The organism is Roseibium sp. (assembly GCF_965233565.1).
Lineage (GTDB): Bacteria > Pseudomonadota > Alphaproteobacteria > Rhizobiales > Stappiaceae > Roseibium.
The window spans coordinates 1,474,176-1,499,070 of record NZ_OZ247494.1 but is presented as its reverse complement, the minus strand read 5'-3'; the positions used below and the strand labels follow the sequence as shown (position 1 = coordinate 1,499,070).

Annotated in this window: 23 protein-coding genes; 8 read left to right on the top strand and 15 right to left on the bottom strand. The window is 59.4% G+C overall.

Annotated elements, in window-relative coordinates:
* The first annotated feature begins 35 nt into the window (after positions 1-35).
* Complete coding sequence (locus ACO6TG_RS07110) at positions 36-1,043, top strand: Ldh family oxidoreductase (RefSeq protein WP_422377532.1); 1,008 nt, start codon at positions 36-38, stop codon at positions 1,041-1,043.
* Between the two features lie 108 nt (positions 1,044-1,151).
* Entirely contained in the window at positions 1,152-1,562 is a 411-nt protein-coding gene (locus tag ACO6TG_RS07105) for a universal stress protein (protein WP_422377531.1), read from the top strand.
* Here ACO6TG_RS07105 and ACO6TG_RS07100 read toward each other — a convergent pair.
* The 7 genes from ACO6TG_RS07100 to ACO6TG_RS07070 form a co-directional block, all read right to left on the bottom strand.
* The gene (locus ACO6TG_RS07100; protein WP_422377530.1) at positions 1,552-2,322 is read right to left on the bottom strand and encodes a substrate-binding periplasmic protein; all 771 of its coding nucleotides are present in this window, start codon (positions 2,320-2,322) and stop codon (positions 1,552-1,554) included. The two genes, ACO6TG_RS07105 and ACO6TG_RS07100, sit on opposite strands and share 11 nt — an antisense overlap.
* Before the next feature lie 230 nt (positions 2,323-2,552).
* Positions 2,553-3,440, bottom strand: a complete 888-nt coding sequence (locus ACO6TG_RS07095; protein ID WP_422377529.1) for a DMT family transporter — start codon at positions 3,438-3,440, stop codon at positions 2,553-2,555.
* Between the two features lie 2 nt (positions 3,441-3,442).
* A complete protein-coding gene (locus ACO6TG_RS07090) occupies positions 3,443-4,324 on the bottom strand; it encodes an ABC transporter permease (protein ID WP_422377528.1) in 882 nt (293 codons plus the stop codon).
* The gene (locus tag ACO6TG_RS07085; RefSeq protein ID WP_422377527.1) at positions 4,321-5,328 is read right to left on the bottom strand and encodes an ABC transporter permease; all 1,008 of its coding nucleotides are present in this window, start codon (positions 5,326-5,328) and stop codon (positions 4,321-4,323) included. Before ACO6TG_RS07085 ends, ACO6TG_RS07090 begins: the two co-directional genes overlap by 4 nt.
* The gene (locus ACO6TG_RS07080; protein ID WP_422377526.1) at positions 5,325-6,128 is read right to left on the bottom strand and encodes an ABC transporter ATP-binding protein; all 804 of its coding nucleotides are present in this window, start codon (positions 6,126-6,128) and stop codon (positions 5,325-5,327) included. The genes ACO6TG_RS07085 and ACO6TG_RS07080 overlap by 4 nt, the downstream gene beginning before the upstream one ends.
* A 7-nt stretch (positions 6,129-6,135) precedes the next feature.
* Positions 6,136-6,939, bottom strand: coding sequence for an ATP-binding cassette domain-containing protein (locus tag ACO6TG_RS07075; protein ID WP_422377525.1), 804 nt, complete (start codon positions 6,937-6,939; stop codon positions 6,136-6,138).
* Positions 6,929-8,497, bottom strand: coding sequence for an ABC transporter substrate-binding protein (locus tag ACO6TG_RS07070; protein WP_422377524.1), 1,569 nt, complete (start codon positions 8,495-8,497; stop codon positions 6,929-6,931). Before ACO6TG_RS07070 ends, ACO6TG_RS07075 begins: the two co-directional genes overlap by 11 nt.
* Before the next feature lie 346 nt (positions 8,498-8,843).
* Between ACO6TG_RS07070 and ACO6TG_RS07065 the strand changes: the two genes are divergently transcribed.
* Positions 8,844-9,977 (top strand): PAS domain S-box protein, encoded by a 1,134-nt coding sequence (locus ACO6TG_RS07065; protein ID WP_422377523.1) that lies wholly within the window; start codon positions 8,844-8,846, stop codon positions 9,975-9,977.
* Positions 9,978-10,027: 50 nt separating this feature from the next.
* The gene (locus tag ACO6TG_RS07060; RefSeq protein WP_422377522.1) at positions 10,028-11,527 is read left to right on the top strand and encodes a B12-binding domain-containing radical SAM protein; all 1,500 of its coding nucleotides are present in this window, start codon (positions 10,028-10,030) and stop codon (positions 11,525-11,527) included.
* A gap of 52 nt (positions 11,528-11,579) precedes the next feature.
* On the opposite strand, the gene ACO6TG_RS07055 is transcribed toward ACO6TG_RS07060, so the two are convergent.
* Both ACO6TG_RS07055 and rffA read right to left on the bottom strand, forming a co-directional pair.
* On the bottom strand, positions 11,580-12,359 hold the full coding sequence (locus tag ACO6TG_RS07055) for a class I SAM-dependent methyltransferase (RefSeq protein WP_422377521.1): 780 nt from the start codon (positions 12,357-12,359) through the stop codon (positions 11,580-11,582).
* 102 nt (positions 12,360-12,461) lie between these two features.
* Entirely contained in the window at positions 12,462-13,640 is a 1,179-nt protein-coding gene (gene rffA, locus ACO6TG_RS07050; RefSeq protein ID WP_422377520.1) for a dTDP-4-amino-4,6-dideoxygalactose transaminase, read from the bottom strand.
* 277 nt (positions 13,641-13,917) lie between these two features.
* Between rffA and ACO6TG_RS07045 the strand changes: the two genes are divergently transcribed.
* The gene (locus ACO6TG_RS07045; protein WP_422377519.1) at positions 13,918-14,838 is read left to right on the top strand and encodes a formyltransferase family protein; all 921 of its coding nucleotides are present in this window, start codon (positions 13,918-13,920) and stop codon (positions 14,836-14,838) included.
* Here the strand turns inward: ACO6TG_RS07045 and ACO6TG_RS07040 are convergent.
* The 6 genes from ACO6TG_RS07040 to ACO6TG_RS07015 all read right to left on the bottom strand — a co-directional run bounded on the left by ACO6TG_RS07040 (position 14,835) and on the right by ACO6TG_RS07015 (position 21,170).
* The gene (locus tag ACO6TG_RS07040; protein WP_422377518.1) at positions 14,835-16,406 is read right to left on the bottom strand and encodes a glycosyltransferase; all 1,572 of its coding nucleotides are present in this window, start codon (positions 16,404-16,406) and stop codon (positions 14,835-14,837) included. The two genes, ACO6TG_RS07045 and ACO6TG_RS07040, sit on opposite strands and share 4 nt — an antisense overlap.
* Before the next feature lie 291 nt (positions 16,407-16,697).
* Entirely contained in the window at positions 16,698-17,861 is a 1,164-nt protein-coding gene (locus tag ACO6TG_RS07035; protein ID WP_422377517.1) for a M20 aminoacylase family protein, read from the bottom strand.
* 14 nt (positions 17,862-17,875) lie between these two features.
* On the bottom strand, positions 17,876-18,691 hold the full coding sequence (locus ACO6TG_RS07030) for an ABC transporter permease (protein ID WP_422377516.1): 816 nt from the start codon (positions 18,689-18,691) through the stop codon (positions 17,876-17,878).
* A 1-nt stretch (position 18,692) separates the two neighbouring features.
* Positions 18,693-19,421 (bottom strand): ABC transporter permease, encoded by a 729-nt coding sequence (locus ACO6TG_RS07025; protein WP_094071784.1) that lies wholly within the window; start codon positions 19,419-19,421, stop codon positions 18,693-18,695.
* Positions 19,422-19,501: 80 nt separating this feature from the next.
* Positions 19,502-20,281, bottom strand: a complete 780-nt coding sequence (locus tag ACO6TG_RS07020) for a transporter substrate-binding domain-containing protein (RefSeq protein WP_422377515.1) — start codon at positions 20,279-20,281, stop codon at positions 19,502-19,504.
* 115 nt (positions 20,282-20,396) lie between these two features.
* Positions 20,397-21,170, bottom strand: a complete 774-nt coding sequence (locus ACO6TG_RS07015; RefSeq protein ID WP_422378850.1) for an ABC transporter ATP-binding protein — start codon at positions 21,168-21,170, stop codon at positions 20,397-20,399.
* A gap of 242 nt (positions 21,171-21,412) precedes the next feature.
* Between ACO6TG_RS07015 and ACO6TG_RS07010 the strand changes: the two genes are divergently transcribed.
* From ACO6TG_RS07010 to ACO6TG_RS07000, 3 genes are read left to right on the top strand one after another with little or no spacing between them, the layout of a single operon-like run.
* On the top strand, positions 21,413-22,057 hold the full coding sequence (locus ACO6TG_RS07010; protein WP_422377514.1) for a TetR family transcriptional regulator C-terminal domain-containing protein: 645 nt from the start codon (positions 21,413-21,415) through the stop codon (positions 22,055-22,057).
* A 10-nt stretch (positions 22,058-22,067) separates the two neighbouring features.
* On the top strand, positions 22,068-23,264 hold the full coding sequence (locus tag ACO6TG_RS07005; protein ID WP_422377513.1) for a pyridoxal phosphate-dependent aminotransferase: 1,197 nt from the start codon (positions 22,068-22,070) through the stop codon (positions 23,262-23,264).
* Positions 23,252-24,865, top strand: a complete 1,614-nt coding sequence (locus ACO6TG_RS07000; protein ID WP_422377512.1) for a 5-guanidino-2-oxopentanoate decarboxylase — start codon at positions 23,252-23,254, stop codon at positions 24,863-24,865. The genes ACO6TG_RS07005 and ACO6TG_RS07000 overlap by 13 nt, the downstream gene beginning before the upstream one ends.
* Positions 24,866-24,895 lie beyond the last annotated feature (30 nt).

Sequence of the window (24,895 nt, the reverse complement as noted above, 5' to 3'; positions counted from 1 at the left end):
GCCCCGGTGTCGGTCGCCTGCCGAAAGGACACGGAATGGAAGCGAGCGAACGCCTGAGTCTCACCGAAGCGACGGACCTGATCCGCAGCGCTTTTGAAGCGGCCGGCGTTCCGGGCGAGACGGCGCTGTCCGTTGCCAGGGCGCTTGTTGCCGCCGAGGCGGAAGGACAGGTTGGCCACGGTTTCTCGCGGGTGGAGGACTATTTCGCGCAGGTCAGAAGCGGAAAGATCGTGGCGGATGCTGATATCGGGATCCTGGAGGTCGGAACGACGAGCCTTCTGGCCGATGCCGGGTTCGGTTTTGCCTATCCCGCGCTCGACAAGGTGATTGAGAGGGGAGCCGGCATCGCCCTGAAACACGGGTGTTGTGCCATGGGCATCACCCGGTCCCACCATTGCGGCGCGCTGTCCCTTCAGGTGGAAAAACTGGCCAAGAGGGGACTGGTTGCGATCATGGTCACCAATGCGCCCGCGGCCATGGCGCCCTTCGGGGGAAAGGCGCCGGTCTTCGGCACCAACCCGATTGCCTTTGCCGCGCCGCGGGCCGGCGCGGCGCCACTGGTAGTCGATCTGTCATTGTCCCGGGTCGCCCGCGGCAAGGTCATGAACGCCCACAAGGCCGGGCGTCCCATTCCCGAGGGCTGGGCGCAGGACAGGGACGGGAACCCGACCACCGATGCGGGCGAAGCGCTGGAAGGCACCATGTTGCCGATCGGCGACGCAAAAGGCACGGCGCTCGCCCTGATGGTGGAGATCCTGGCCACGGTGATGACGGGGGCAGCCCTGAGCACCGAGGCATCCTCTTTCTTTTCCGCGGACGGTCCGCCGCCGGGGGTCGGACAGTTCCTGATCGCGCTCAAACCGCAAAGCCCGCTTTTCACCGAGCGGCTGGAGCAGTTGCTGGTGGGCATCGAGACAATGGAGGGGGCACGGCTTCCGGGAACCAGACGTCTGGCGGCGATGCGCGCTGCCGAAGAGAACGGAATTGAAGTCCCGTCCCGTTATGTAACGGGAATTCGAAAACTGGCGGCCGGAAACGCCTGACGGGAAAGACTGCCTGCCGCGGTCAAGACGCTTGTCCTGTTTCCCCGCCCGAGACCGGGCCCGTCTGCAGAAGAAATGCGGCGCGGGTCCCTTAGTGGAGGGAAAGACATGTACAAGCATATCCTCATCCCGGTCGCGCTCGACCATGAAACGCTGATCGACCGCAAACTGGAAAATGCGCGGCATCTGCTCGGCGATGGCGGCAAGATCACCCTGTTGACCGTGCTGGAGAACATTCCAGGCTTTGTCTCCGAATTTGTGACGATGAAGATCGACAATCACCTGACCGGCAAGATCGAAGCAAAACTGCGTGAGGCTGCCGGTGGCGACGACACGATTTCCTGCGCTGTCGTGACAGGCAAGCCGGGCGTTCAGATCGCCCAATATGCGGAAGAAAAGGGCATAGACCTGATCATTGTCGGATCGCACCATCCGTCTGCCCAGGACTATTTTCTGGGATCGACCGCCGCACGCGTTGTGCGCCGGGCAGGGTGCTCGGTGTTCGTCGTCAGGGACTGATTTTCGCCTGCGCGGGCTCCAGATACCGCTCGACGATCCGGTCGATCTCGCCGCTGGATTTCAGTTCGGCAATGGCTTTGTTCAAAGCTGGAAGATGCTCTGCGGCGCAGTTGTGAATGCGCAACGAAAGGTCCGTTGACTGGACGTCCTGGGCGAAGGAAATCTCGACGCCCATGTCCTTTGCCAGATATTGTCCGACGGTTTTTTGCAGGATGCCCAGCTCGGCATGTCCGGTTGCCAGCATCCTGATCATCGTGCGTTCTGAATCGACGTCAAACCGTTCGTCGAATTCGAAGGTGGGATAGCGGTAGCCGAGCACTGCCAGAACGGGTTGTCCCTCTACCGCAATATGGTCCAGTCCCTTGTCCGGGCCGGCATAGGCCAGGGCATCGGTGTGCGACGTGAACGGGATGGAAAACAGAGAGTTGGCGCGTTCTTCGTCGGAGTACCAGGACGGAGAGACACCGAACTCGAGGTGTAGCTTACAACGTTCGAACAGGTAGCGTCCTCGGGTTGCGGGATAAACCCCCCACTCGATCTCAATTCCGGTCAGATCGGAAATACGCTCGGCAATCTCGGCATAGATACCACGTCGAGGCGCTCCCATCGGAAACAGGAAGGGCAGATATCCGTCTTCGGCCTGTCCGGTGCGAAGCACGATCGGATCCGAAGGCGTGTCTTCGGCAAGGACCGGATCGTACAACAAGGAGATTGTTGTCAGGGCAAACGCGACTTTGCAAATTGCGCGTAAGCTGGACAAGGACCGCTCCTCCGTTGTTGTTTCAGCGACCAGCTTGTCAGCGTGTCACTGTCAGCCACCTGCGAACGCACATGAGTCTGCGATGGCCTTGTCTTTTGAACTAGGATAGCGGTCAGAGCATTCTGTCCCAAGTCCTTTTTTGACTTGCAACTTCAACGAGTTGACTTGGGTGTTGCGCGTCTATTCGAAGACGTCGTCCGCCTCCTGGGCTTGCCTCTCGCCTGGGGTGCTCAGGCAGTCTGCTCCTTCCGGCGCGTGTCCTTCAGGGCAACGATCAGCGTTGCGCCGATGATCAGAGCGGCAGAGAGGTAAAAGACCGGTTCGGGCAGAATGTCGAAGAAAAGAGCGTCCGCGAGGACTGCGAAGATCAGGGACAGATATTCGAAGGCAGCCAGTTTGGAGACGTCGCTGTGCTGGTAGCTCACCGTCATCAGGATATGGGCGACACCACCGGCAAGACCGGTGCAGATCAGAAGGCCCAATTGTTCCCAGGTCGGTGTCACCCAGCCAAAGCCGATCGTTGCCAACCCGGCAACGGTGCAGGTGAGCGCGAAATAGAAGGCGATGGCACCGGCGTTTTCTGTCAGCGCCAGGCTTCGGATCTGGATCTTGGCACCTGCGGTCAGGACAGCCATGGCAAACGCCAGCCCGACGCCGATGAGATAGGCCCGGTCGACCTCTGCCGCCGTCGCGCTTGGGAGGACCAGGATCAGAACACCGATCAGACCGAAGATGACCCCGAACCAGCGGGCGTTGCTGACGACTTCCCGCAAGAGAACAGCCGCCAGGGCCACGGCCAAAACCGGCGCCAGATAGCCGATGATGGACGCGTGGGAAAGCGGCAGGAATTTCAGAGATGCGAAACTTGCAAACATGGCCATACAGCCAAGAAGGCACCTCAGGACGTGGCTACCTGGCCGTTTGGTGCGCAGGCCGGAGGGAAACTCCCTGGTAAGCATCAGGTAGAGCACTAGCGGAATAAGCGCAAAGGCACTGCGATAGAAGACGACCTGTCCGACCGGAACGGTGTCGGCAAGAAACTTGATGAAAACAACCATCAGCGTGAAAAACGCCGTGGCTCCGATGCGCAGGGCAATGCCCTTGAATTCCGAGCTCATAGTCAATCCGATAGGTGGCCATCCTGGCTTGCGAAGAGGTCGCGAAGCCGGTCGCCGATAAGGTTTATGGACAAGACGGCCAGCAGGATTGCCAGCCCGGGGAAAATCATGACGTGAGGTGCCGTCTGCATGTAGCTTTTGCCGTCCAGCAGCATAGCGCCCCATTCTGCATGCGGAGGTTGTACGCCGAAACCCAGAAAACTCAAACCTGAAATGGAGAGGATGCTGCGCGACCAGGCATTGGTCCAGAGCACCAGAAGGCTCGGACCGATATTCGGCAGGACGTGGCGCCAGAGGATCAGCCAGGAGGGCAACCCGTTGAGACGCGCCTGAAGAACGAAGTCGCGATGGGCAATCGATATAGCCAGGCTGCGCACAAGGCGTGCGAATTTCATCCATGACACCAGGATCAGGGCGAGCACCATATTGGTCGTGCTGGGGCCGAGCACGCCTGCAATGGTGACCGCAGCGATCAGTTCGGGAAAGGCAAAGAAACTGTCCGTGACGCGCATCAGGCCGACATCGGCGAACCGGCCGAAATGCCCGGCGGCCAGACCGACAATCACACCGACCAATGCGCCCACGGTGGTGATCAGAAAGGCAAGGCCGAGCGACCAGAGACCGCCGTATAGCAGTCTCGTGGCGATGTCGCGCCCAAGCTGATCGGTCCCGAACCAGTGTTCAGGAGAGGGACCCGAGAGCCTGTTCAGGAAATCCGGATCGGTCGGACCATAGGGCGTCAGCGCGAAACCGGCGACGATGAGAACACCAAGACCCGCCAATCCGAAGGCAAGGCTGCGCAGGAAACGGGCGGCGGCCCTGTCATGGTTTTGGCTGCGCAAGTCCTGTTGCTCGGCCGGCAGACTGTCCAGCGCTGTGCTCATGACCGGCCTCCGGTGGCTATTTTGGCCGACTGCTTTGTGAAGAGAGACGACTTCGGATCCAGGATGTCCTGCAGGATCTCGATCAGCGTGTTCAGAAGCACATAGACGAGCGCCGAAAAGAGCACCAGAAACAGGATCATCGGGTAGTCCCTTGAAAGAACCGAACCTGCCAGCAGGGAACCGAGGCCGCCGCGTGCAAAGGTCAGTTCAACGATCACCGTGCCCTCCAGAAGGGCGGCGATGTCCAGACCGATCATGGTGAGAGCGGGCACCAAAGCATGGCGCAGGACATGGCGGAAGAAGATTTCCCGTTCGCTGACACCGCGCAGCCGCAGGGTCTCGATAAAGGGTGCCGACCTCGCTTCCAGGAAAAAGCTGCGCAGCAGGCGGGTCTGGGAGGCCGTGATCCAGAAGGCAAGCGTCAGGGCGGGCAACACCAGATGGGCGGGGGTTCCGGTGCCGTAGGCGGGCAACCAGTTCAAGGTGGCGGCAAAGAGGAGGATCAGCAGCAGACCGAGCCAGTAATTGGGCATGGCCGCCCCGATGGACGCCAGGGCAACGGCGACCCTGTCCGCAAGACTGCCCGGACGCCAGGCTGCTACTGAACTCAAGATAAAGGCACACAAGAGGCCAATGACCAATGCTGTCAGGGTGAGGGTCAGGGTTTCGGCAGCGTTGCCGAGGAAGATGTCCCAGACAGGGGTATTGGAGGCAAAGGAGTTGCCGAAATCTCCTTGCAGAAACCGGGAGAGCCAGAGGAAGAACTGGGTAAAAAACGGTTCGTTCAGGGAAAACTCTTCGCGGATTGCCTCCAGTATCTCAGGTGAAAAGGCATTTGTGTCGGGATAGCGCGCATGGGCGATGGCGGCTGCCTTGTCGCCCGGCGCGAGATAGGTCATCGCAAAGGTGATCAGACTGACGCCAAAGAGGACGCTGCCGAGTGCAGCAAGCCTGCCTGCGGCGCTGACCAGAACCTGTTGCATGGGTTTTTGGCGTGCGTTCACGGGCGCGCCTCCAGACCGGGAGTGTCAGCGCCCTGGGGCGGTGCAAGTTCACCGAGCACCTGGGCGGCGTCAATCAGGGCTTCGCAATAGGCACTTCCCGGCGCGCGGAAGAATGCGTCTGCGCGCTGGCAGGCCTCGACCTTGCCATGACGCAGGACAAGGATCTGGTCCGCATAGGCGGCGGCATAACCGAGGTCATGAGTGACAACGACATAGGACAGGTCATGTTGTTGCTGGATCCGGTCCATGGTGACGGCAACCTGTTTCTGGACGACGGTGTCGAGGGCGCTCAGCGGTTCGTCGAAGAAAATCAGCGACGGTCTGGCAATGAGCGCCCGTGCCAGGCAGGCGCGCTGGGCCTGGCCCATGGAGACTTCGGACGGGCGTCTTGCGGCAAAGTGATGGGGCAGATCGACGCTCTGCAGCGCATCCGCAACCGCACTGTCCAATTCCCGGCGCGACCGTTTCTGCCGGTAGAGGCTCTCGGCGATGGAGACACCCAAAGGCTGGCGGGGGTTGAGGGCGGCAAGCGGATCCTGCATCACCCAGCGGCTGTGAGGCAAACCGGCAGCGCCGTGCCATTTGCCTTCATGACGGATCGGGTCAGCGCCGTCTGCGCGAAACAGAAGGTCATCAAACCGGGCAGGCAGCAGGCCTTGCAGGGCCCGTAACAGGCTCGTCTTTCCGGATCCGCTTTCACCGATCACGCAAAGGGTTTCGCCCTTTTCCAGGGTGAAGGAAACCTGTTCCAGGATGATGGCGCTGTTCAGGTTCAGATGGAGATTTTTTACAGAAAGCATCGATCGGCTATTCGGCGGCAACAGGTTCGGTGTTGGAAGCGGTATTGGCACGGCGCCAGGATCTGTGGGACACGAGCAGCTTGCCGAAATCGGATGCCGGTGCGTTCAAAAGCCGCTCTGTCGGGCCGAATTCCACGACCCGTCCCTCGGCCATGATGGCGGTTCGATTGGCATAGCGGCTTGCGAGCGCAAGGTCATGCGTGACCATGAGCAGAGCGATGTTGTGCCGGGCTGCATGATCCCTCACCAGACGCAGAACCTGGGCCGCTATCAGAGGATCCAGAGCGGAGGTCGGTTCATCGAGAATGAGCAGGTGCGGCGCGCCCAGCAAAGCCATGGCAAGCAACAGCCGTTGTTGCATGCCGCGGCTCCATTGATGCGGAAAGCGGGATCCGAAATCGCTGAGCCCAAGCGCCTCAAAGAGTTTTTCCTTTTCCGTCGGCGTGACGCCGGTGGCCGCGACCTGCCGTTCCGCCTGGCGCCATTGCCAGCGAAGCCGTTTGAGCGGGTCAAAGCCGTAGTCCGGGTTCTGCGGCACATAGGCCATGCCTTGCGGATTGCGCGATTTGGGCCTGGCTGCGAGGTCGAGTCTGGAACCGTTGAAGGTCAGACTTCCCTCAAAGGGTCTGGCCGGCCGGGTCAGGCCCATGACGCAGCGCAGAAGCGTGGATTTGCCAGCGCCGGAACCGCCGACCACTGCAACGCATTCACCGGGGTCGAGTGTCAGGCAGACCTTGTCCAGAACCACCTGCCGGCCAATGCGGGCCGACAGGTTGTCCAGATTCAGAAGGGGGGCAGTGTCAGTCGACAAGGTCCAGGTCCGGCGTCACGAGGTAGGTTTCGGCCGGGTGGATGGCATATCCTTCGACTTTGCCGTTGCCGACGGAGACCTGAGTTTTGTGGAAGACCGGGATCAATGGCAGGTCCTCGTTGATGATCTCCTGAACACGGTCGTAGTGGCTCTTGCGCACTTCGTCGTCGAAATTCTCGCGGCCCTTGGCCAGGAGTGCATCCAGTTCGGGGTTGGCATAGCCTGAGAAATTGTAGCTGACGCCGCTTTCCGCGAGCGTGCTCGGGAAATAGTCCGGGTCACCCTGCGGGGCGGTGCCCCAGGCCTGCAGATGCATGTCGATCTCGCCGGCCTTCAGCGCCTCGTTGTTGGCGTCATATTCGCCCATGGCGATTTCCGCGTTGATGCCGATCTGCTGCAACAGGGCCTGCGTGATTTCCAGCGTCGGGCGCAGCGCGGCACGGCCCTCATAGGAGCGCAGCTTCAGGGTGATTTCCTCGCCGTCCAGTTCCCGGTTGCCGTCGCCATTGGTGTCCTTGATGCCGGCCTCGTCCAGCAGTGCTGCGGCTTTGACCGGGTCATAGTCCAGCGTCAGGTTTTTGTTCGCCCAGGAGGCCATAGAAGCCGGGAAGATGCTGTTGGCTTTTTCACCGCCGACACCGCTGAGGGACGCTGCCACGATCGTGTCGCGATCCAGCCCGAGCGAAACCGCCTGGCGCAGGGCCTTGTTGGCCAGGGGGCCATCGGCCGTTCTCACCTGAAAGAAGAAAAGGCGGGTCGTCGGATTGGAAAACAGCTGACCGTCTCCGGCCTCCTTGAGGGCTGCAAAATCAGGCTCGGGATAGTTGGTGACGAGATCAACATCACCAGCCTGTAGCGCCAGTTTGGCAACAGACGGATCCGACAGCGCATCCATGACGATCCGGTCGAGCTTCGGCTCACCGCCCCAATAGTCGGCGAACTTGCGCGTTTCGTAACTCTTGTCGGTCTCGGCAGAGACAAACACGAAGGGGCCGGTGCCGATCAGCGGCAGCTCCTCAGTGCCTTCCTTCATGACGGCAGCAGAGGGTTCCGTCAGTGACCAGAGAAACGCCGAGTTGGGTTTCCTGGTTTTGAAGAGCAGGGCATTGTCGCCCTCAACGGTGATGCTTTCGATCCCCAAAAGCCTGGAGAGGCGAGGATTGTGTCCTGGGTGGCCTTCGATATCGAGCTTTTCGAACGAAGCCTTCACATCTTCGGCGGTCATAGGCGTGCCGTCGTGAAACTTGACATCGGATCTGAGCACCAGGCGCCACTCGGTCGGCGATACATTTTGAAAAGTTTCCGCCAGGCGCGGCTGCATGGTCATGTCATGCCCGAGGCCGATCAGCGTTTCAGAGACCCCCGCCCGGTTGCTGAGCCAGCCGTTCTGGCGTGCGCGCGGATCCGGCGCGGAGCTTTTCGGGCCGAAAGGAACGGCAATACGAAGGGTCTTGTCAGCAGCAGCTACCGGCTGTGTTGTGGCCGCAAGTCCGGTTGCTGCGACGGCGGAAAGGCCCATCAAAACGGTAAGCGCGGATGTCAGGTTCCATTTCTTCATGGAAGCTCTCCTGGAAAGGATGAAACAGAGAAAGAAGCCGCTACGGGTATCAGTAATGTTATTTCATTACAATGCGGGTCACTGGTGAATTTACCAAGTGCTATTTCGAATCAGGCAATTTTTGGGAGTTCCGGCGCAGAATGCAACCTTGACCTGTCGCCAACATCGTGCCCATCCGGGCAACTGAAGGATTTTATCGGAGGTCTAACGGTGCATTTTGATCAGCCGGAGGGCAAACTGGCGCGCGCGAATCCTTTAGAATGCACTTAACAAGGTCGATCTTGCCGCTGTCACATGTCAATTCATTGTTCTCTCCTCCCTCATGTCCACGGAAGCGGTGCACGCCGTGACTGATACGAACAGCGTGTCAGCCCTTCCTTCCGCGATGACGGAGGACATTGTCGCATCGTCGCGCGACGGCATCCTGACCATCGATCCACACGGCAATCTGACCTCCTTCAACCCGGGTGCCGAAGCCATTTTCGGCCTCAAGGCTGAAGATGTCGTCGGCCTGACCGTTGCCGAGGTGTTTCTGCCGCTGGAAGATCTGGATGCCTTTACCGATTGCGTTCTGGAGGCCGTGCGGCAGCCGGACAAGGAGCATGTGGCCACGATCAGTCTGAAGCGGGCGCACGGGGTGCTTCACCTGAGTGTCCGGGCGGTGCTGCTGCACCGAAAGGGATCCGAGGAACGCATTGGTGTCCTGGTCATGCTGGCCGATGAAAGCGAGCGGGTCGAACTTCTGACGCGGACCGCCGAGCGCGAGCGCGAACGGGCGGCGACCGGGCGCTTTATCGTGGCCGTTCTGACGATCTTTTCCGTGTTCACCCTGCTTCTGGAACCGATCCAGAAACTGGCGCAGGCCCAGGTCTATGATCTGGGACCGGTGATTGCGCTGCTGACGCTCGTCGTGATCGCATTTTTCCTCGACAGATGGGCCTCGCCCGGGGCGCGGACACTTGTCCTGAACCTGCGCCCGGAGCGACGCTACGTGATCGAAAGCATCGTCTGGTCGCTCGGCTTCTGCGGGCTCATGACGGTCGGAAAGTTTCTGCTGATCGCCTTTCAGGTCTATCCCACAGAGATCCAGCCGCGTCTGTTCAGCTTTCTCGTCCTTGACGATGGCACCCGGGTTCACAGCACCGGACTTTATCTGGCGGCGCTTGCCATCTATCTGATCTCGGTGCTGTTTCAGCAATTCGCGATCCGCTGCGCCATCCAGGCGCCGCTGCAGAGTTTCCTGACAGGGGTTGTCAGACAGGCTGGATGGATCGCCAATCTGGTATCGACGCTGCTTTTTGCGGTTCTGCACGCGCATCTCAATCCGATCGTTTCTCTTGCCGTGATTGCGCCGTCCATTCTCTGGGGATGGCTGTTCATGCGCTCGGGCAGTGTCGTGACGCCGATCGTTTCGCATGCGATTATCGGCGTTTATGCGATCTTCATTCTGGGCATCTTCGCCGGACTGGATCAGGTGTAAGGCGGAGCGAATTGACCGGAATGACAGTCACATCCAGCAGGAGGCCGAAGGTGTTGATCGTCAACGCCTATGTCGATCCGTGGCGGTCGGCGGCGCCCATGCGTCTGTTCATTCCCCGGGCGATGGCTCCCTATTACCTGGCCGGGCGGCTGAGTCGCGAAACGGTCGATGTGCGGGTCTATGACGAAGTGCATCACGGTGCTCTTCTGGATCCCAAGCTGTTTGCCTGGCCGGATCTGGTTGTCTTTACGGGTCTGACGGCGGCTTTTGACCGCGCGCGGCAGCTCTCTGCCTATTTCCGGTCTGCCAACCCGGCTGTCGGTGTGGCCATCGGCGGGCCCATCGCGCGCGCCTTGCCGGATCTGTGCGCTGAGGTTTTCGATCATGTTCTTGACGGCGATGTGGAAGCGTTCGACGAGCTGATCGAGGCAGAACTCGGCGCCGATTGCCTGTCGGCTTACCCGGTGCCCCGGTTCGATCTGGCCGGTTGGTCCTACGGGCTCGGCTTCGTGGAAACGACCCGGAACTGCAATTTCAAATGCGCCTTTTGTTCCCTGACCGGCGAGGGGCGGGCCTATCAGGCCTATTCGACGGAGGACATCAACCAGCAGCTCGATGCCCAGGGGCGGTTCATGATGCTGATGGTGCTGGACAACAATTTCTACGGCAACAACCGATCTGATTTCGAACGCAGGGTCGCTGTGCTTGGCGAGCGCTGGCGCCGCGGAGATTTCAAGGGCTGGGGTGCCCTGGTCACCGGCGACTTTTTCAAGAACCCGGACAATCTGGCCAAGGTTGCCGCCAATGGCTGCAAGGCGCTTTTCTCCGGCGTGGAATCGCTCGATCCGGAAGTTCTGAAAACCTACAACAAGAAACACAGCCTTTCTTCGGACCCTCTGACGTTGGGCAGGCTTTGCGCCGAACACGGCATCCTGTTCGACTACGGCATGATGCTGGACTTCGGTCAGCAGACGATCGAAGACGTCGACAGCCAGATCGAGGCGCTGCTCGCGAGCACCGAAACGCCGTTCCCGGCCCTGTTGTCGCTGACCATACCGATCCTCGGCACCCCGCATTTTGCGGAAGTTGCACGCGCCGGGCGTCTGATGCCGAATTTGAGACTGAGCGATCTCGACGGCCAGAAGCTTGTCGAATGGCCGAAGGAACCGCTGGAAGAGGTGGTTGCCTATCTTTCCGACTTGCTGCAGTTCCGCGGCCGCAAGCTGTCCATCACGCGTCACGCGGTGCGCCACGCCTGGTCCCGTCGGCAATCCTTCGACCTGGAGCAGACCCTGATCAGTATGATCGGGCCGGTCGCACGCTATTGTGCCGGTTTCAGGCTCGGCAATTTCAGGCAGATGCGGCAGACCTGGCGCGAGCCGCGCCGGACCTTCTGCTCTATGACCGACCCGCTGAGTGTTACCTACCGGCCGGCGCAAAGGCTCGATGCCAAATACGCCCGGGACTTCGAGCCGCTTCACCTCACAGATGAGGACGGCGCGTTGACACCCGTGGCGATGCAGGCAATCGACCAGCGGGTCTATGCATAGCCGGTGACACGGCCGTTGGGCGCTCCCTGGAGGACGGGTGGAAACCCGTCGCTCACATGAATGAGATGTTTGGACGCTTGCCGACCTTCACGCTCATATTGGCGAAGAGCTCGTTGGGAACTTCAACGAACACGATATCGTTTGATTCCACCACGATGCTGATATTGTTCACCATTGGCGACTTGCGCGGCGCCAGCAACACGTCGGTAAAATTCCGGTTGATCGCAAGCACCGGAACAAAATCCTTCATCTTGCAGAACTTGTTCGCCGCTTCCAGAACACCCAGGTTCTGTTTCACGCCTGCCTCGGAATGACAGCAATCATTTAACTGAAGACACCCCAGCTCCGGATGCAGAAGCTCTGAATAATACATCAGATCATCCAGAACCTTTTCATAGTGATGGTTGGCGTCAACGTAAATCAGATGAAAGTCTTTAGCTTCCTTTTTCTTTAGTTCGTTAAATCCGTCAAGACTGTTTGACTTGATGAATTCGACATTCGGGTTGTCCGAGAACTTGGATCTTGCTTCTTCGAAAATGGCGTCGAAAGTCGATTGCTCTTCAACGGGTCCGCCAAAATAGGCCGCGTATTTGGAGGGGTGGTCTACCCATTCTCGATGCGCGTTGATCAGTTGATATTCCGAGAAACAAACGTCGGCAGACCAGGCATCGATCAGGAACATTTTTTCCGGCTTGAAGGCATCGAACAGGATCTGAGCGTTTTTCCCACTCAGGACGCCGACTTCCGCGATGGACGGTCTGACGCCCAGTTCTCCGTAGATGTGGGCCAAGATCGAATAGATCGCTGTCCTGTTTGCTTCTATGACTTTCATTCTGCTTCCTAAGTTTGAGCCGTGTGTTGACGAAGGTATCAATGAGGTGATCGGGGCCCTGCAAAACCGAACGACTATTCCTGGTGTGACTGATGAGGTCCGTCAGGAGGCCAGAGATGTTTCAGTTCTGTGGATTTCTGTCCTTGCCGGCTCAAAAAACGCGGCAACTTCTTCGATCACACGGTGAATTTCCGCTTCCGAGAGCGACGCGTGCATGGGGAGGCGGATCAGCCGGCCGGCGAGGTTCTCTGTATTCGGGAGGTCGCCATCCCCATAACCGTATCGCTTGCCGACAGGGCTCGAATGCAGTGGTACATAGTGGAAAGCCGCACCTATGCCGTGATGGCTCAGGTGATCGATAAGAGCGTTCCGTGTCCCTCCATCTTCCACGATCAGGTACATCATGTGCGCGTTGCCACGATTGTATTCCGGTGTCGCAGGAAGTCGAAACCACCCCCTTTGCGCAAGGGGCTGCAATGCCTTCATGTAAAGACCGAAGACATTCAGTCGGGCATTTTGGATCTGATCGATTTCCTCAAGCTGAGCTGCCAGGCAAGCTGCCAGCAGGTCGGACATGACGTAGGACGACCCAATCTCCACCCAGGTATACTTGTCGACATTGCCCCGAATGAAATTGGCCCGATTGGTTCCTTTTTCGCGAATGAACTCGGCGCGCTCAAGGACATCCTTGTTGTTGATGACGAGGGCACCACCTTCGCCACAACTGATGTTCTTGGTTTCATGGAAGCTGAAGGTCGACAACGCGCCGAAGCTGCCAAGCGGCCGCCCCTTGTAGCTGGACGTGATTGCCTGGGCGGCATCTTCCACGACAGGAATGTTGTTCTCCTCCGCCAGAGCCATGAGCTGATCCATGTCGCAACTCATCCCGGCATAGTGAACCGGTACAATTGCCCTGGTTCTGGAAGAGATCGCGTTTCTGACGCCTTCCAGGTCAAGATTCATCGTTTCGGGGTGAAGGTCTACAAAGACGGGTTTTGCGCCACGAAGACAGAAGGCATTTGCCGTCGACACAAAAGTATAGGAAGGCATGATGACTTCATCGCCTTCCTTGATATCAAGCAAAAGGGCGGCGATCTCCAGAGCTGCCGTGCAGGAGGTGGTTAGCAGGACACGGCAGTCAAAGCCGATCATCTCTTCAAGTATTCTTTGGCATTTTTTGCCGTATTTGCCATCTCCGGAAGTTTTACCTGACGAAACGGCTTCGGCAACATAGTGCATTTCCCTGTTGGCCAAATATGGCTTGTTAAATGCTATGTTCATCCAAAAATCTTTTGTGTTGATCAAGAATCAAACAATTATGCACCGTCAGGTAGTGGCGTTCATTCGAACTCAATTGTGTTTTCTGTTTGTCCACATCAATCGGAGCTTTCGCGTGGGCTCCTTGTCTGTGGTTGACCAGATGAGCATAACGATAAGCGCGTTTGGCGCGGTTCCGTATCGTCGGGCTGAGATTTAGTCCCATCGTCTCCTCCTGGCCAGAACGATTTGTAAGTGCTTGTATTTTGGCGTTGAGACATTGCAGCAGACGGGATCCACAATGGCAAAAATCGCGCTCTACCTGATGACCGAAAAGGGGCTTGAAGTTCTTGAGCGCATTTTTTCGGTGGACCCGTCAATCGTGTCCCATGTGGTTGTCGGCCGGGATTCAAACCTCAAGATGGATCACGGTGACGAGATCGAGGCGCGTTGCACAGCCGCAAGGATAAGGTGTTTTGCGCGCGAGAATGCTCCGGACGTCGAAGAGGATACCTTTGTCCTGGCTGTTTCCTGGCGGTGGATGATTGTGCATCCGAGCGCCAGGCTGATCATCTTTCACGACTCGTTGCTGCCAAAGTATCGTGGCTTTTCTCCGCTGGTGAACATGTTGATCAATGGTGAAACCAGAATTGGCGTTTCTGCTGTCTTTGGAGCGCAGGACTACGACCGCGGCGATATCATCGCGCAGCGATGGACTGAAATTACCTATCCAATCAGGATTGCAGACGCCATTCGCATCAACAACAGGAACTATGCGGACCTCGCCGAAGAGATCGTTCGACTGATTTCAAATTCGAAACCACTGGTCGGCCAGCCGCAGAACGAGGCCGACGCCAGTTATTCGATCTGGCGTGACAGGGATGATTACTTCGTTGACTGGAGCCGGTCCGCTTCGGACATCAGACGGATGATCGACGCTGTCGGTTCACCCTATGCCGGCGCAAGAACCATGACATCCAGGGGCGAAGAAGTTGTGATCGAAGACGCCGTTGAGGTTGCTGATGTTGCATGCGAATTGAGGCATCCGGGCAAGGTCCTGTTCGTCGAACAAGGTGCGCCAACGGTGATCTGCGGCGCAGGTTTGCTGCGCATTGAAAAAGCCTCGCTGGTCACGCCCGGAGGGCCAGTTGATTTTCTGCCGGTCAGAAACTTTCGGATCAGGTTCCAGTCACTGGAATTCGCGAGGGCCGCTGGTGTCTAAAGACACATCTCGGCTTTGGTTTCGTTGAACTGATCCAGATGTTTCAAAAATTCCGCCATCAGGGCCTTGCTGTCCTTTATGGCCTTTGCGCCCTCCTGGGCAAAGGTCCTGTACTCGGCCATCTTGTCTGGGCTTGTCAGGATTTGCAGGGCCGCGGCGCCGACCTCCTCGTAGGTTTCGAGTTTCGGAAAGTGCTGTGTTGTTATCTGAATGTCCCCATAGGAGACGGACAGGACCGGCAGGCCCGAGGCCATGGCGTAAACGGCAGAGCTGCCGCCACCAACACGCGTTGGAGCCAGGTACAGGTCACAGTGTTCATAGACCGCAACAATGTCAGGCTGGAAGGTGCAGTATTCCGAATTCTGGTCGAGAAGAGGTCTCTCGGTTTTCAGCCGCGTATAATCAGCATACCGGCCGAGAAAGTAGACAAAGGCGTCGCTCTTGGAAACGACGTCTTCCAGCATCTGAAGAAACGCGTCGTCGATTTCAAAACCAAGCCTGTAGCCGACAACGATTATGACGGGTCGGTGATCCGGCAGGTTCAGTTCCTGCCGCGAGACGGATGTTGTCTTTTCGGGTACGTCATAGGGGCCTTCGAACTGAAACAAGGATCGTTGATCCCCGGGTTGTCCCTTGCTTTCGCTGCTTTGCCGGTTCCCGCCCGGTGCACTCATATGGGCGTGGTAATTGACCTCAAGGCAATCGGGAATGACGTCATTGTTCAATGGACTACAGAGCGTGAAGCAGTCCCTGGCAAAGACTTCCGCGATAGCGCACTGGTTTCCGACCACGAGGATGCCAGACGGACCGAACGCCGTAATTGTGTCCAGAACAGCCTTGATGGATGCATCGCTCAACGTGGGAGGGGCAGGCTGAAAAAGATTGATCACCGCGCCGTCCACGACCTCACTTTTTACTTGAGAAAGAGACTTGAGAACGGTTGGCGTGATTCGGCGGGTGAGGTACCCTGAATTCAGTTGTGAAAACATGTTGGTGTTTAACAGCAATACTTCTTTCTGGAAGTCTTCCTGTAATATTTGCACGAACCTGATTGCGCGAAATGAAGGTGCATGCTTTTTGCCGAGTAACTGATCAAGCATGACGACAATGCGCGACGGATTGGGGCGGAAGGAATCTGGCGGCGGAAATTTCTGCTTAATTCCGGTAACCGCATTCAGATAAATCTTGCGCAGCAGGTCCGAGGAAATGATTCCCTCGTGCCTCAACTCGGGGAACAAGAAGGACAGATTGCTCAGCGTGTAGTAGTCGTTGATGTAGTCAACGTGGCCTGGGTCCAGCTTGCGATAGTCTAAGATGGCGCTTTGCAGATAGCTCTTTTCCAAAGTCAGATTGAAGAGCAGGGATAGCAGGAACACACGTGTCGGTAGCTGCTCGGTTCTGGAGAATGCCGTCAGTGTGTCAACAAGTTGTTTCTTCTGAGTTGCGTTCAAAGCCGCATAGTGATTGATCATTTTTGCGGCATTTATTTGCAAAAATGTCCGATCCTGAGCAGTTGAGGCGACACGTGTAAGGGTGTGCAAGACTTTAAAAAATTTCTGATAGCTCAAATCATAGCTCCGATCGAAGAATATTGCCTGAAGAAGAGAAAAACAATTTAGCATTTGATCAGACGGGTGAAATATACCCCTGCTGACTTGATTCGTCGATAAAATTGGCTGGGAATTCTTTCCTGAGCTTAGTGGTGGTGTGGAACTCCATCTTCGCAGGTGAGCCGGTTCGCTTGATCGTCGCGAGGTTTCCTGGTCGAAGCGAGAACGGTCGATACCCGCATTGGGACGAATTGATCGGCCAGACCGGTTGTTACTTCTATCTGAAAGCGACCGGTGTCCGGGACTGGCTCACGCGCCTCTCAAAAAGTCTTCGGCCAGTTCCGTCCAGAACGTTGCCCCGACCGGCAGGATATCGTCGTTGAAATCGTATTTGGGATTGTGCAGCGCCGGGTCGTTGCCAGTCTTGGCCGTGCCGAGCATGAAATAGGTGCCGGGCCGCTCTTCCAGAAAGTATGCGAAATCTTCGCTGCCCATGAACGGGCGGGGAAGGTCGGAGACCTTGTCGCCGCCTGCAAACCGCTTTGCAAAGGCACGGACATAATCGGTCTCGGCCTTGTGGTTCACCATCGGCGGGTAGCCGCGCTCGTAGTCGACCTCGGCGCGCATGCCGTAGCTGGCGGCCTGCCCCTCAGCAATCAGGCGAATGCGGTGTTCCAGTTCATCGCGCACGTTGTTTTCAAGTGCGCGCACCGTGAGGTTCATCTCGGCCCGCTCCGGGATCACATTGCTGGCAACACCGCTGTTGAAGGCACCGACCGTGATCACGGAGGACTGCAGCGCGTGAATGTTGCGCGAGGCGATGGTCTGCAATGCCATGATGATGCTGGCGCCGCAGACGATCGGGTCGGCGGCGGCATGCGGTTCCGCACCATGACCGCCCTGACCGACAACGGTGATCTTGCATTCGTCGGCCGCCGCCATCATCGGGCCTTCCAGAAAGGCAAAATGACCGAAAGGCAGAGACGGCTCGTTGTGCAGACCGAAGACGGCGTCACAGGGAAAACGCTCGAAGAGGCCGTCCTCCATCATCAGGCGGGCGCCGCCGAAGTTTTCCTCCGCGGGCTGGAAGATCAGATGGACCGTGCCGTCAAACTGCCGGCGTTCGGCGAGCAGTCTTGCCGCGCCGAGCAGCATGGCCGTGTGACCGTCATGGCCGCAGGCATGCATCAGGCCCGGATGGGTGCTGGCGTAGTCGGCACCGGTTTCTTCCTGGATCGGCAGGGCATCGAAATCGGCACGGATGCCGATGCTCTTGGTCGATGTGCCGTTGCGCAGCGTGGCGACAATGCCGGTTTTGGCAAGGCCGCGCGTGACGTCATAGCCGAGAGCCGTCAGTTCGGCGGCAACAAAATCGGACGTCTTGAACTCGGACAGGCCGAGTTCGGGGATCGAATGCAGGTGCCGCCGCGTTGCGACAAGGTCCGGCATGATGTTCGACGTCTGCAGGGTCATGATTTCACTCGGGCTTAAGCGCCCCGGCTGGGGACACGGTTTTCCAGGAACCGGAAGAAAAGAACCAGGATTCCCGTCAGACACATATAGATGAGCGCAAGCAGCAGCAATGGTTCGTAGGTCAGATAGGTATCCTGCCGGACCCTTGAAATGACCGCGTAGACATCAACCACGGTAATGGTGGCCACCAGCGGGGTCGATTTCAGCTGCAGCACGGTCTCGCCGCTCAAGGTGGGCAGCGCGCGGTAAAAGGCACGCGGCAGCCAGATGCGGCGGAACATCGTGAACCGGCCCATGCCGAAGGCGCGGGCGGCTTCAAGTTCGCCGCGCGGCACGCCGGCAAAGGCCCCGCGCATCACTTCGCCCTCATAGGCGGCAAAGGAAAGCATCAGGGCGGTGAAGCCGTAAGGCCAGGCCTGGCGCAGATAGGGCCAGAGCTCGGACTGGCGGATTTCCGGATATTGGGCAAAGACGGACCCCAGCCCGTAATAGAGCAGCCAGAGTTGCAGCAAGAGCGGGGTGCCTCGGATCAGGGTGCAGAAGCTGCGGGCCAGCCAGGCGAGCGGGCGCGGACCGGTGACCTGGACCAGGCCGATCGGCAGGGCGAGCAGAAAGCCGACCGCGGCCGTCGAGAACAGCAGAAACAGCGTTTCACCGATGCCCTCGATCAGCTTCCACTGGTATTTCGGCAGCCAGTCCCAGCGCATGAACCAGACAATGCAGAAGACAATGCCGGCAAAGACGGCAAGCAGGAAAATCCGGTGCGGTTCCAGCAGCCTGCGGGGCGGTGGTGGCACATAGGCGGGCATGGTCACTTTGGTGTCGCTCATGTCAGGCCGGCCCCGCGATACCGCGTCTTGCACGCTTTTCAATGCGCGCAATGACCTGGTTGGAGACCAGCGTGAGCGTCAGATACATCAGCCCCGCCGTGCAATAGAACAGCATGTAGGCCTTGGTGCTGCCGGCGGCCTGGCGCGTCACCAGGGTGAGCTCGGAGAAACCGACCACGGCCAGAAGCGCCGTGTCCTTGGTGGCAATCAGCCAGAGGTTGGAAAGGCCCGGAATGGCGAAGGGCAGCATGGCGGGCAAGGTGATGCGGCGCAGCGTCTTGAACGGCGACATGCCGTAAGCGCGCGCGGCCTCGATCTGTCCCGGCGGCACGGCCTTGATGGCACCGCGCAGCACTTCGGTCGAATAGGCGCCCTGGACGATGCCGATGACGAAGATGCCGGCAGCCAGGCCGCTGATGTCGACGCGCGGCAGTCCGACCGTCACCAGAAGGGCGTTCACCGCGTCTGTGCCGGCGTAATAAAGCAGCAGGATCAGGACAAGTTCCGGCACGGCGCGGATGACGGTGGTGTAGACCTCCAGCAGATCACGCAGGATGGGCCCGCCGTAAAGCTTGCCGAAGGCCCCTCCGATGCCGATGAGGAGACCGAGCGCGTAGCCGCCGACGGCAAGCTGCAGCGAGGCAGCGAAGCCTGCCAGCAGGACACCGCCCCATCCGGGAGGCGACAAGGCAAGCAGATCGAGATTGAGAAAACCGGTGTCAGCAGCCATCGGCAGCGGTCAGCCCCTTGACGTGAGGAGGCCCGCTCCGCACCTGAAACGGCGCGGAGCGGGGTGAGCGGGCGGGGCGATCAGCCGCCGTAAATGTCGAAGTCGAAATACTTCTTGGAGAACTCTTCGTAGGTTCCGTTGGCGCGGATCGCGGCGATGGCAGCGTTTACCTTGTCCTTCAGCTCAGTATCGCCCTTGCGCAGACCGACGCCGACACCGGCACCGAGGATCGCCGGGTCATCGGCAACATTGCCCTTGAGTTCGCAGCAGGCGCCGGCATCGGATTTCAGGAAGGCGTCAAGTGCAATGGCATCGGCCTGAACGGCGTCGAGACGGCCGGCGGCCAGATCCTGGTTCACTTCGTCCTGGGTCTGGTACTGCTTGATGTCGTCGGCGGTTGCAGCGAAATACTTGTCGGCATAGTCGGCGTGGATGGTGGATACCTGAACGCCGAGGATCTTGCCGGAAAGGCCTTCCGGAGTCGGCTCGAAATCATCGCCTTTAGCGCCGATGATGCCGGTCGGGGTGTTGTAGTACTTGTCGGAGAAATCGATGGTCTTCAGGCGCTCTTCGGTGATCGACATGGAGCCGACGATCATGTCGATCTTTTCCGATGTCAGGGCCGGAATGATGCCGTCCCAGGCAACCGGGGTGATGACGCAGTCGAGCTTGGCTTCCGCACAGATCGCTTCCATGAACTCGACTTCCCAGCCGACCCACTTGCCGCTGGCATCCGGCGAGGTAAAGGGCGGATAGGGTTCGGCGGCGACACCGACCTTGACCTGGTCGGCCATGGCGCCGGTGACGCCTGCAGCCGTCACGGCGGCTGCTACGAATGCTGCTTTGACAATCTGTTTCATGCTGTTCCCCTGTCTTGTCGACTTTGTGCCGGTTGTCCGGCTCGCTGGCCCAGCCCCCTCAGAGATGCTGGGCAATTCCGTATTTTCTTGCAGCCCGGGTCTGTCGCCTCCCGCGTCAGTGAACCGAGCTGATGAATTTTTTCAGACGCTCCGATTTCGGGTCGCCGAAAACCTGGTCCGGCGGACCCTGTTCCTCAATCACACCGCTGTCCAGGAAGATGACGTGGCTGGCGACTTCACGTGCGAATTTCATTTCGTGGGTGACCAGGATCATGGTGCGGTGTTCGCGGGCCAGGTCCCCGATCACGCTGAGGACTTCACCGACGAGTTCCGGATCAAGGGCGGAGGTCGGTTCGTCGAACAGCATCGCAAGCGGCTGAACCGCAAGCGCACGGGCGATGGCCGCACGTTGTTGCTGGCCGCCGGACAGAAAGGCCGGATAGGCGTCCTGCTTTTCATGAAGACCGACACGGCGCAGGATCTTTTCGGCGATGGCGACCGCTTCGTCGCGCTTCATGCCGAGCACATGCACCGGCACTTCGATCACATTCTGCAGAACCGTCATGTGCTGCCAGAGATTGAAGCTCTGGAACACCATGGCGAGCTGGCTGCGAATGCGCTCGATCTGGCGTCGGTTGGCGGGTCTGAGGCCGTGGTGACCGTCATCCCGGAGCTCGATCGCCTCGCCATGGACCGACACGGATCCGGCGCTGGGCAGCTCGAGCATGTTGATGCAGCGCAGGAAGGTAGATTTGCCGGAACCCGAGCCGCCGATGATAGCGATCACGTCGCCCTGGCGGGCGGTGAGCGATACCCCCTTGAGTACTTCCAGAGGGCCGAAACGTTTGAAGAGGTCACGCACCTCAATGGCTGGCGCCGCAGCTTCCATCATACCGCCAATGCCCGGCCCATGGCCGGTGCAACTGTTGTTACTGTTCCCAGCTGACGCTGTTTTTTTGCCGGTGCGATGTCAGCCTTTCGCCCGGTTGATTTCGTCAGCTTTGCACTTGTCTCCTAATTATTCAACCGTATAATAAGAAAAAAATCAAACTGGTCCGATATGGGTTGGCAGCCGTCTGGAGGAGATCGAATGGCGCTGAAAGCGGAACAAAAGGTGGCTCGGGCCAGCCCATGAGTCGTCGACCGTTTCATCGTATCGGCGAGGCCGAGCGGCGCCAGGACCTGATCCGGGCGACGCTGGAGTGCATCTCCGAAAGCGGCCTGAAGGGCGCGACCGTGCGCCAGGTTGCAGCCCGCGCCGGCGTCACGCCGGGCCTGATCCGGCATTATTTTTCCAGTAAGGAGCAAATGCTTCAGGATGCCTACCGGGAAGTCATGACCGGTATGACCACGGCTGTGGTTGCAGCTGCCGATGCACAGCAGCAGACCGCCCGGGCGCGCCTCCATGATTTCATCGTTGCCAACCTGACACCGCCGGTGGCCGACCCTGCCAAGCTGTCGCTCTGGGCGGCTTTCATCAGTCACGTGCGCGTCGACCCCACGTTCGCGGAGATCCACCGCGAAAGTTACCTGGCCTTCCGCTCCGCCCTTGAGGAGCTTGTCGGAGACGTGCTTGTCGAAGTCGGCCAAGCCGCGGACAAGCGCCGGTGCCAGGAACTGGCCATTGCCATCAACGGCGTGATCGACGGGCTCTGGCTGGAGGGCACGCTGGTCGGCGACCTTTTTTCCGAAACGCCTCTTCCGGGCATCGCCATTCGCTCCGTCGAAGCCCTTCTGGGCGGCATCTCCTTGTCTGAAACGACCCCCTCAAGCTGAGAGATCAACCATGCGCTACGCGTCGATCACCGATCGTCTTGCCCCTTTGGGCTCGGGAAAATGGACCGTGCACCTGAAGGCCCGCGATATGATCGCGGCGGGCAAGGATGTCATTGAACTGACCATCGGCGAACCGGATATCCAGCCGGACGAGGCGCTGATGGATGAGGCGGACCGGTCCATGCGTGCTGGCCGGATCCGTTATTCCAACGGCCGCGGCGAGCCGGGTGTTGTGGCGGCGCTGCGCGAGAAATACCGCCAGCGGCGTGCGGATGTGAGCGATGATAATATCCTTTGTTTTCCGGGAACCCAGACGGCCCTTTTTGCCGTCATGCTGGGCCTTGTGGAGGGGGGGGACGCGGTGCTCGTCGGGGACCCGCTCTATGCGACCTATGAAGGCGTGATTGCTGCCTCCGGCGCGCGCATGGTGCCGGTGCCCCTGCGACCTGAAAACAGCTTTCACCTGCAGGCGGACGATCTGGAACAGGCGGTGACGCCGGACTGCCGGGTGCTTTTGCTGAACACGCCGCACAACCCGACGGGCGCCACGCTGACACGGGACGAGATCGCTGCGATCGGCGAGGTGTGCAGGCGCCATGATCTCTGGATCGTCTGCGATGAGGTCTACGAGAAGATCATCTTTGACGGCGGCACATTTGCCTCCCCCTTCGACCTGCCGGAGCTTGCGGAACGCACAATCGTCGTCTCATCGATTTCCAAGTCGCATGCGGCGCCGGGGTTCCGGTCCGGCTGGGCCGTCGGCCCGGAAGAATTCTGCACGCGGCTCCTGGCTGTCTCGGAAACCATGCTCTTTGGCGGGCAGCCTTTCATTGCCGACATGACCGCGATGGCGGTGTCGGGAGAGTTCGATACGGCAACGCGGATGCGTGAGAACTACCAGCGTCGCGCCGATCTGATCCTGGATCATCTCAAGGGCCACACCATGCTGCGGCCGATGCGGCCGGAAGCAGGTATGTTTCTCCTGATCGACGTCAGGGCCACCGGACTGGACGGTGCGGCCTTTGCGGAACGTCTGTTGGAGGACAAGCAGGTTGCGGTGATGCCCGGTGCCTCCTTCGGCGATCAGGCCGCGGATTTCATCCGACTGTCGCTGACCGTTGACGACAAGGTGCTGGCGGAAGCAACCGACCGGATCGCTGCTTTTGCCGATGCGCTCGGGGAAGGGGACCAAAAATGGGCGTCGTGACCAAGACCGTCGGTGAGGCGCTGATCGATATTCTTGAAGCCAATGGTGTCGATACCGTTTTCGGTATTCCAGGTGTCCATACCGTGGAGCTTTACAGGGGGCTGGCGGCCTCGAAGATCCGGCACATCACGCCGCGCCACGAACAGGGCGCCGGGTTCATGGCCGATGGCTATGCCCGTGTCACCGGCAAGCCGGGCGTTGCCCTTGTGATCACCGGACCGGGACTGACCAACACCATCACGCCGATGGCGCAAGCCTACCAGGATTCCATTCCGATGCTGGTGATTTCCGGGGTCAATGCGCGCGCCAGTCTGGGGCATGGCGCCGGGAAACTGCATGAATTGCCCGATCAGCAGGCGATGATATCGACCCTTGCGCCAATGTCGCACACGCTTCTGGAACCGGGCGATCTGCCTGCCGTGATGGAGCGGGCATTCTCCATCCTGACATCGCACCGGCCGGGGCCGGTGCATATCGAGATCCCGACCGATGTCATGGCGGAAAAGATTTCGCTTGGGCCTCTTCAGGCCGTTCAGGCCACCGGGCCACGGGCCTCCGCCGATCAGGTGCGTGCACTTGCAAAACTTTGTCGGGAGGCGTCACGACCGGCGATCCTGTGTGGTGGCGGCGCCGTGTCGGCGGCCGCTGCGGTCAAAAGGCTCGCCGAGACGCTTGATGCGCCCGTTGTCAGCACGGTCAATGCACGCGGCCTGATGGCCGGGCATCCCCTGTCGGTGCCGGCCAGCCCGTCGCTTGCCGCCGTTAGGGATTTTCTGGCCGGATCCGATCTGGTGATTGCACTCGGCACGCAGATGGGACAGACCGATTACGACATGTATGCCGATGGCGGCTTTCCGGACCTGGACAGCCTGGTGCGGATCGATATCGATCCGGAGCAGCTGACCCGCGGCGCCGCGGCGTCGCTGAAGGTGCTGTCAACGGCCGACCAGCTTCTGGAAGACCTCCTGCCGCTGCTTGCCGATCATCGGGCAGGGGCCGGTGGTGCGGAGCGGGCCAGGGCCTGCCGGGAGGCAGCGCTGGCCGGGCTTTCTCCCAAAATGCGTGCCGAGATCGCCGTTCTGGATATCATCCGCGAGGCTTTGCCGGGGTGTCGCATCGTCGGCGATTCCACCCAGGCGATCTATTCCGGCAATCTATATTTCGAGGCGGGCAGGCCCTCCGGCTGGTTCAATGCGGCCACCGGCTTCGGCGCGTTGGGCTATGGTCCGCCGGCGGCCATTGGAGCCAGCCTTGGCGATCCGGACGCACCGGTGGTCTGTCTCACCGGCGACGGCGGCCTGCAATTCGTACTCGCGGAGATCGGCTCTGCCAGGGACTGCGGCGCCAACGTGATTTTCCTGGTCTGGAACAACGACGGATACGGCGAGATCCGCACCTATATGGAAGACTGCGGCATCGAGCCGGAGGGCGTCACGCCAAGTGCGCCTGACTTTCTGAAAATCGCGGACGCTTACGGACTACCCTCCAGGCGGCTGGCAGATGTCGCAGAACTTGCCGAGGCGTTTCAGGCGATGGCAGCAAAGGGCGGGCCAAGCCTGATCGAGGTGCATGAGACCGGAACGCGCGGGCTGTCGGCCTGAGGGTCGACATCGACGTCGCATCCGGTCACG

Excerpts from the sequence above, each read along its gene's own strand:
- ACO6TG_RS07110 (WP_422377532.1), top strand. The coding sequence starts at position 36 with ATGGAAGCGAGCGAACGCCTGAGTCTCACCGAAGCGACGGACCTGATC.
- ACO6TG_RS07105 (WP_422377531.1), top strand. The coding sequence starts at position 1,152 with ATGTACAAGCATATCCTCATCCCGGTCGCGCTCGACCATGAAACGCTG.
- ACO6TG_RS07095 (WP_422377529.1), bottom strand. The coding sequence starts at position 3,440 with ATGAGCTCGGAATTCAAGGGCATTGCCCTGCGCATCGGAGCCACGGCG.
- ACO6TG_RS07090 (WP_422377528.1), bottom strand. The coding sequence starts at position 4,324 with ATGAGCACAGCGCTGGACAGTCTGCCGGCCGAGCAACAGGACTTGCGC.
- ACO6TG_RS07080 (WP_422377526.1), bottom strand. The coding sequence starts at position 6,128 with ATGCTTTCTGTAAAAAATCTCCATCTGAACCTGAACAGCGCCATCATC.
- ACO6TG_RS07070 (WP_422377524.1), bottom strand. The coding sequence starts at position 8,497 with ATGAAGAAATGGAACCTGACATCCGCGCTTACCGTTTTGATGGGCCTT.
- ACO6TG_RS07055 (WP_422377521.1), bottom strand. The coding sequence starts at position 12,359 with ATGAAAGTCATAGAAGCAAACAGGACAGCGATCTATTCGATCTTGGCC.
- rffA (WP_422377520.1), bottom strand. The coding sequence starts at position 13,640 with ATGAACATAGCATTTAACAAGCCATATTTGGCCAACAGGGAAATGCAC.
- ACO6TG_RS07045 (WP_422377519.1), top strand. The coding sequence starts at position 13,918 with ATGGCAAAAATCGCGCTCTACCTGATGACCGAAAAGGGGCTTGAAGTT.
- ACO6TG_RS07035 (WP_422377517.1), bottom strand. The coding sequence starts at position 17,861 with ATGACCCTGCAGACGTCGAACATCATGCCGGACCTTGTCGCAACGCGG.
- ACO6TG_RS07030 (WP_422377516.1), bottom strand. The coding sequence starts at position 18,691 with ATGAGCGACACCAAAGTGACCATGCCCGCCTATGTGCCACCACCGCCC.
- ACO6TG_RS07025 (WP_094071784.1), bottom strand. The coding sequence starts at position 19,421 with ATGGCTGCTGACACCGGTTTTCTCAATCTCGATCTGCTTGCCTTGTCG.
- ACO6TG_RS07020 (WP_422377515.1), bottom strand. The coding sequence starts at position 20,281 with ATGAAACAGATTGTCAAAGCAGCATTCGTAGCAGCCGCCGTGACGGCT.
- ACO6TG_RS07015 (WP_422378850.1), bottom strand. The coding sequence starts at position 21,170 with ATGGAAGCTGCGGCGCCAGCCATTGAGGTGCGTGACCTCTTCAAACGT.
- ACO6TG_RS07010 (WP_422377514.1), top strand. The coding sequence starts at position 21,413 with ATGAGTCGTCGACCGTTTCATCGTATCGGCGAGGCCGAGCGGCGCCAG.
- ACO6TG_RS07005 (WP_422377513.1), top strand. The coding sequence starts at position 22,068 with ATGCGCTACGCGTCGATCACCGATCGTCTTGCCCCTTTGGGCTCGGGA.
- ACO6TG_RS07000 (WP_422377512.1), top strand. The coding sequence starts at position 23,252 with ATGGGCGTCGTGACCAAGACCGTCGGTGAGGCGCTGATCGATATTCTT.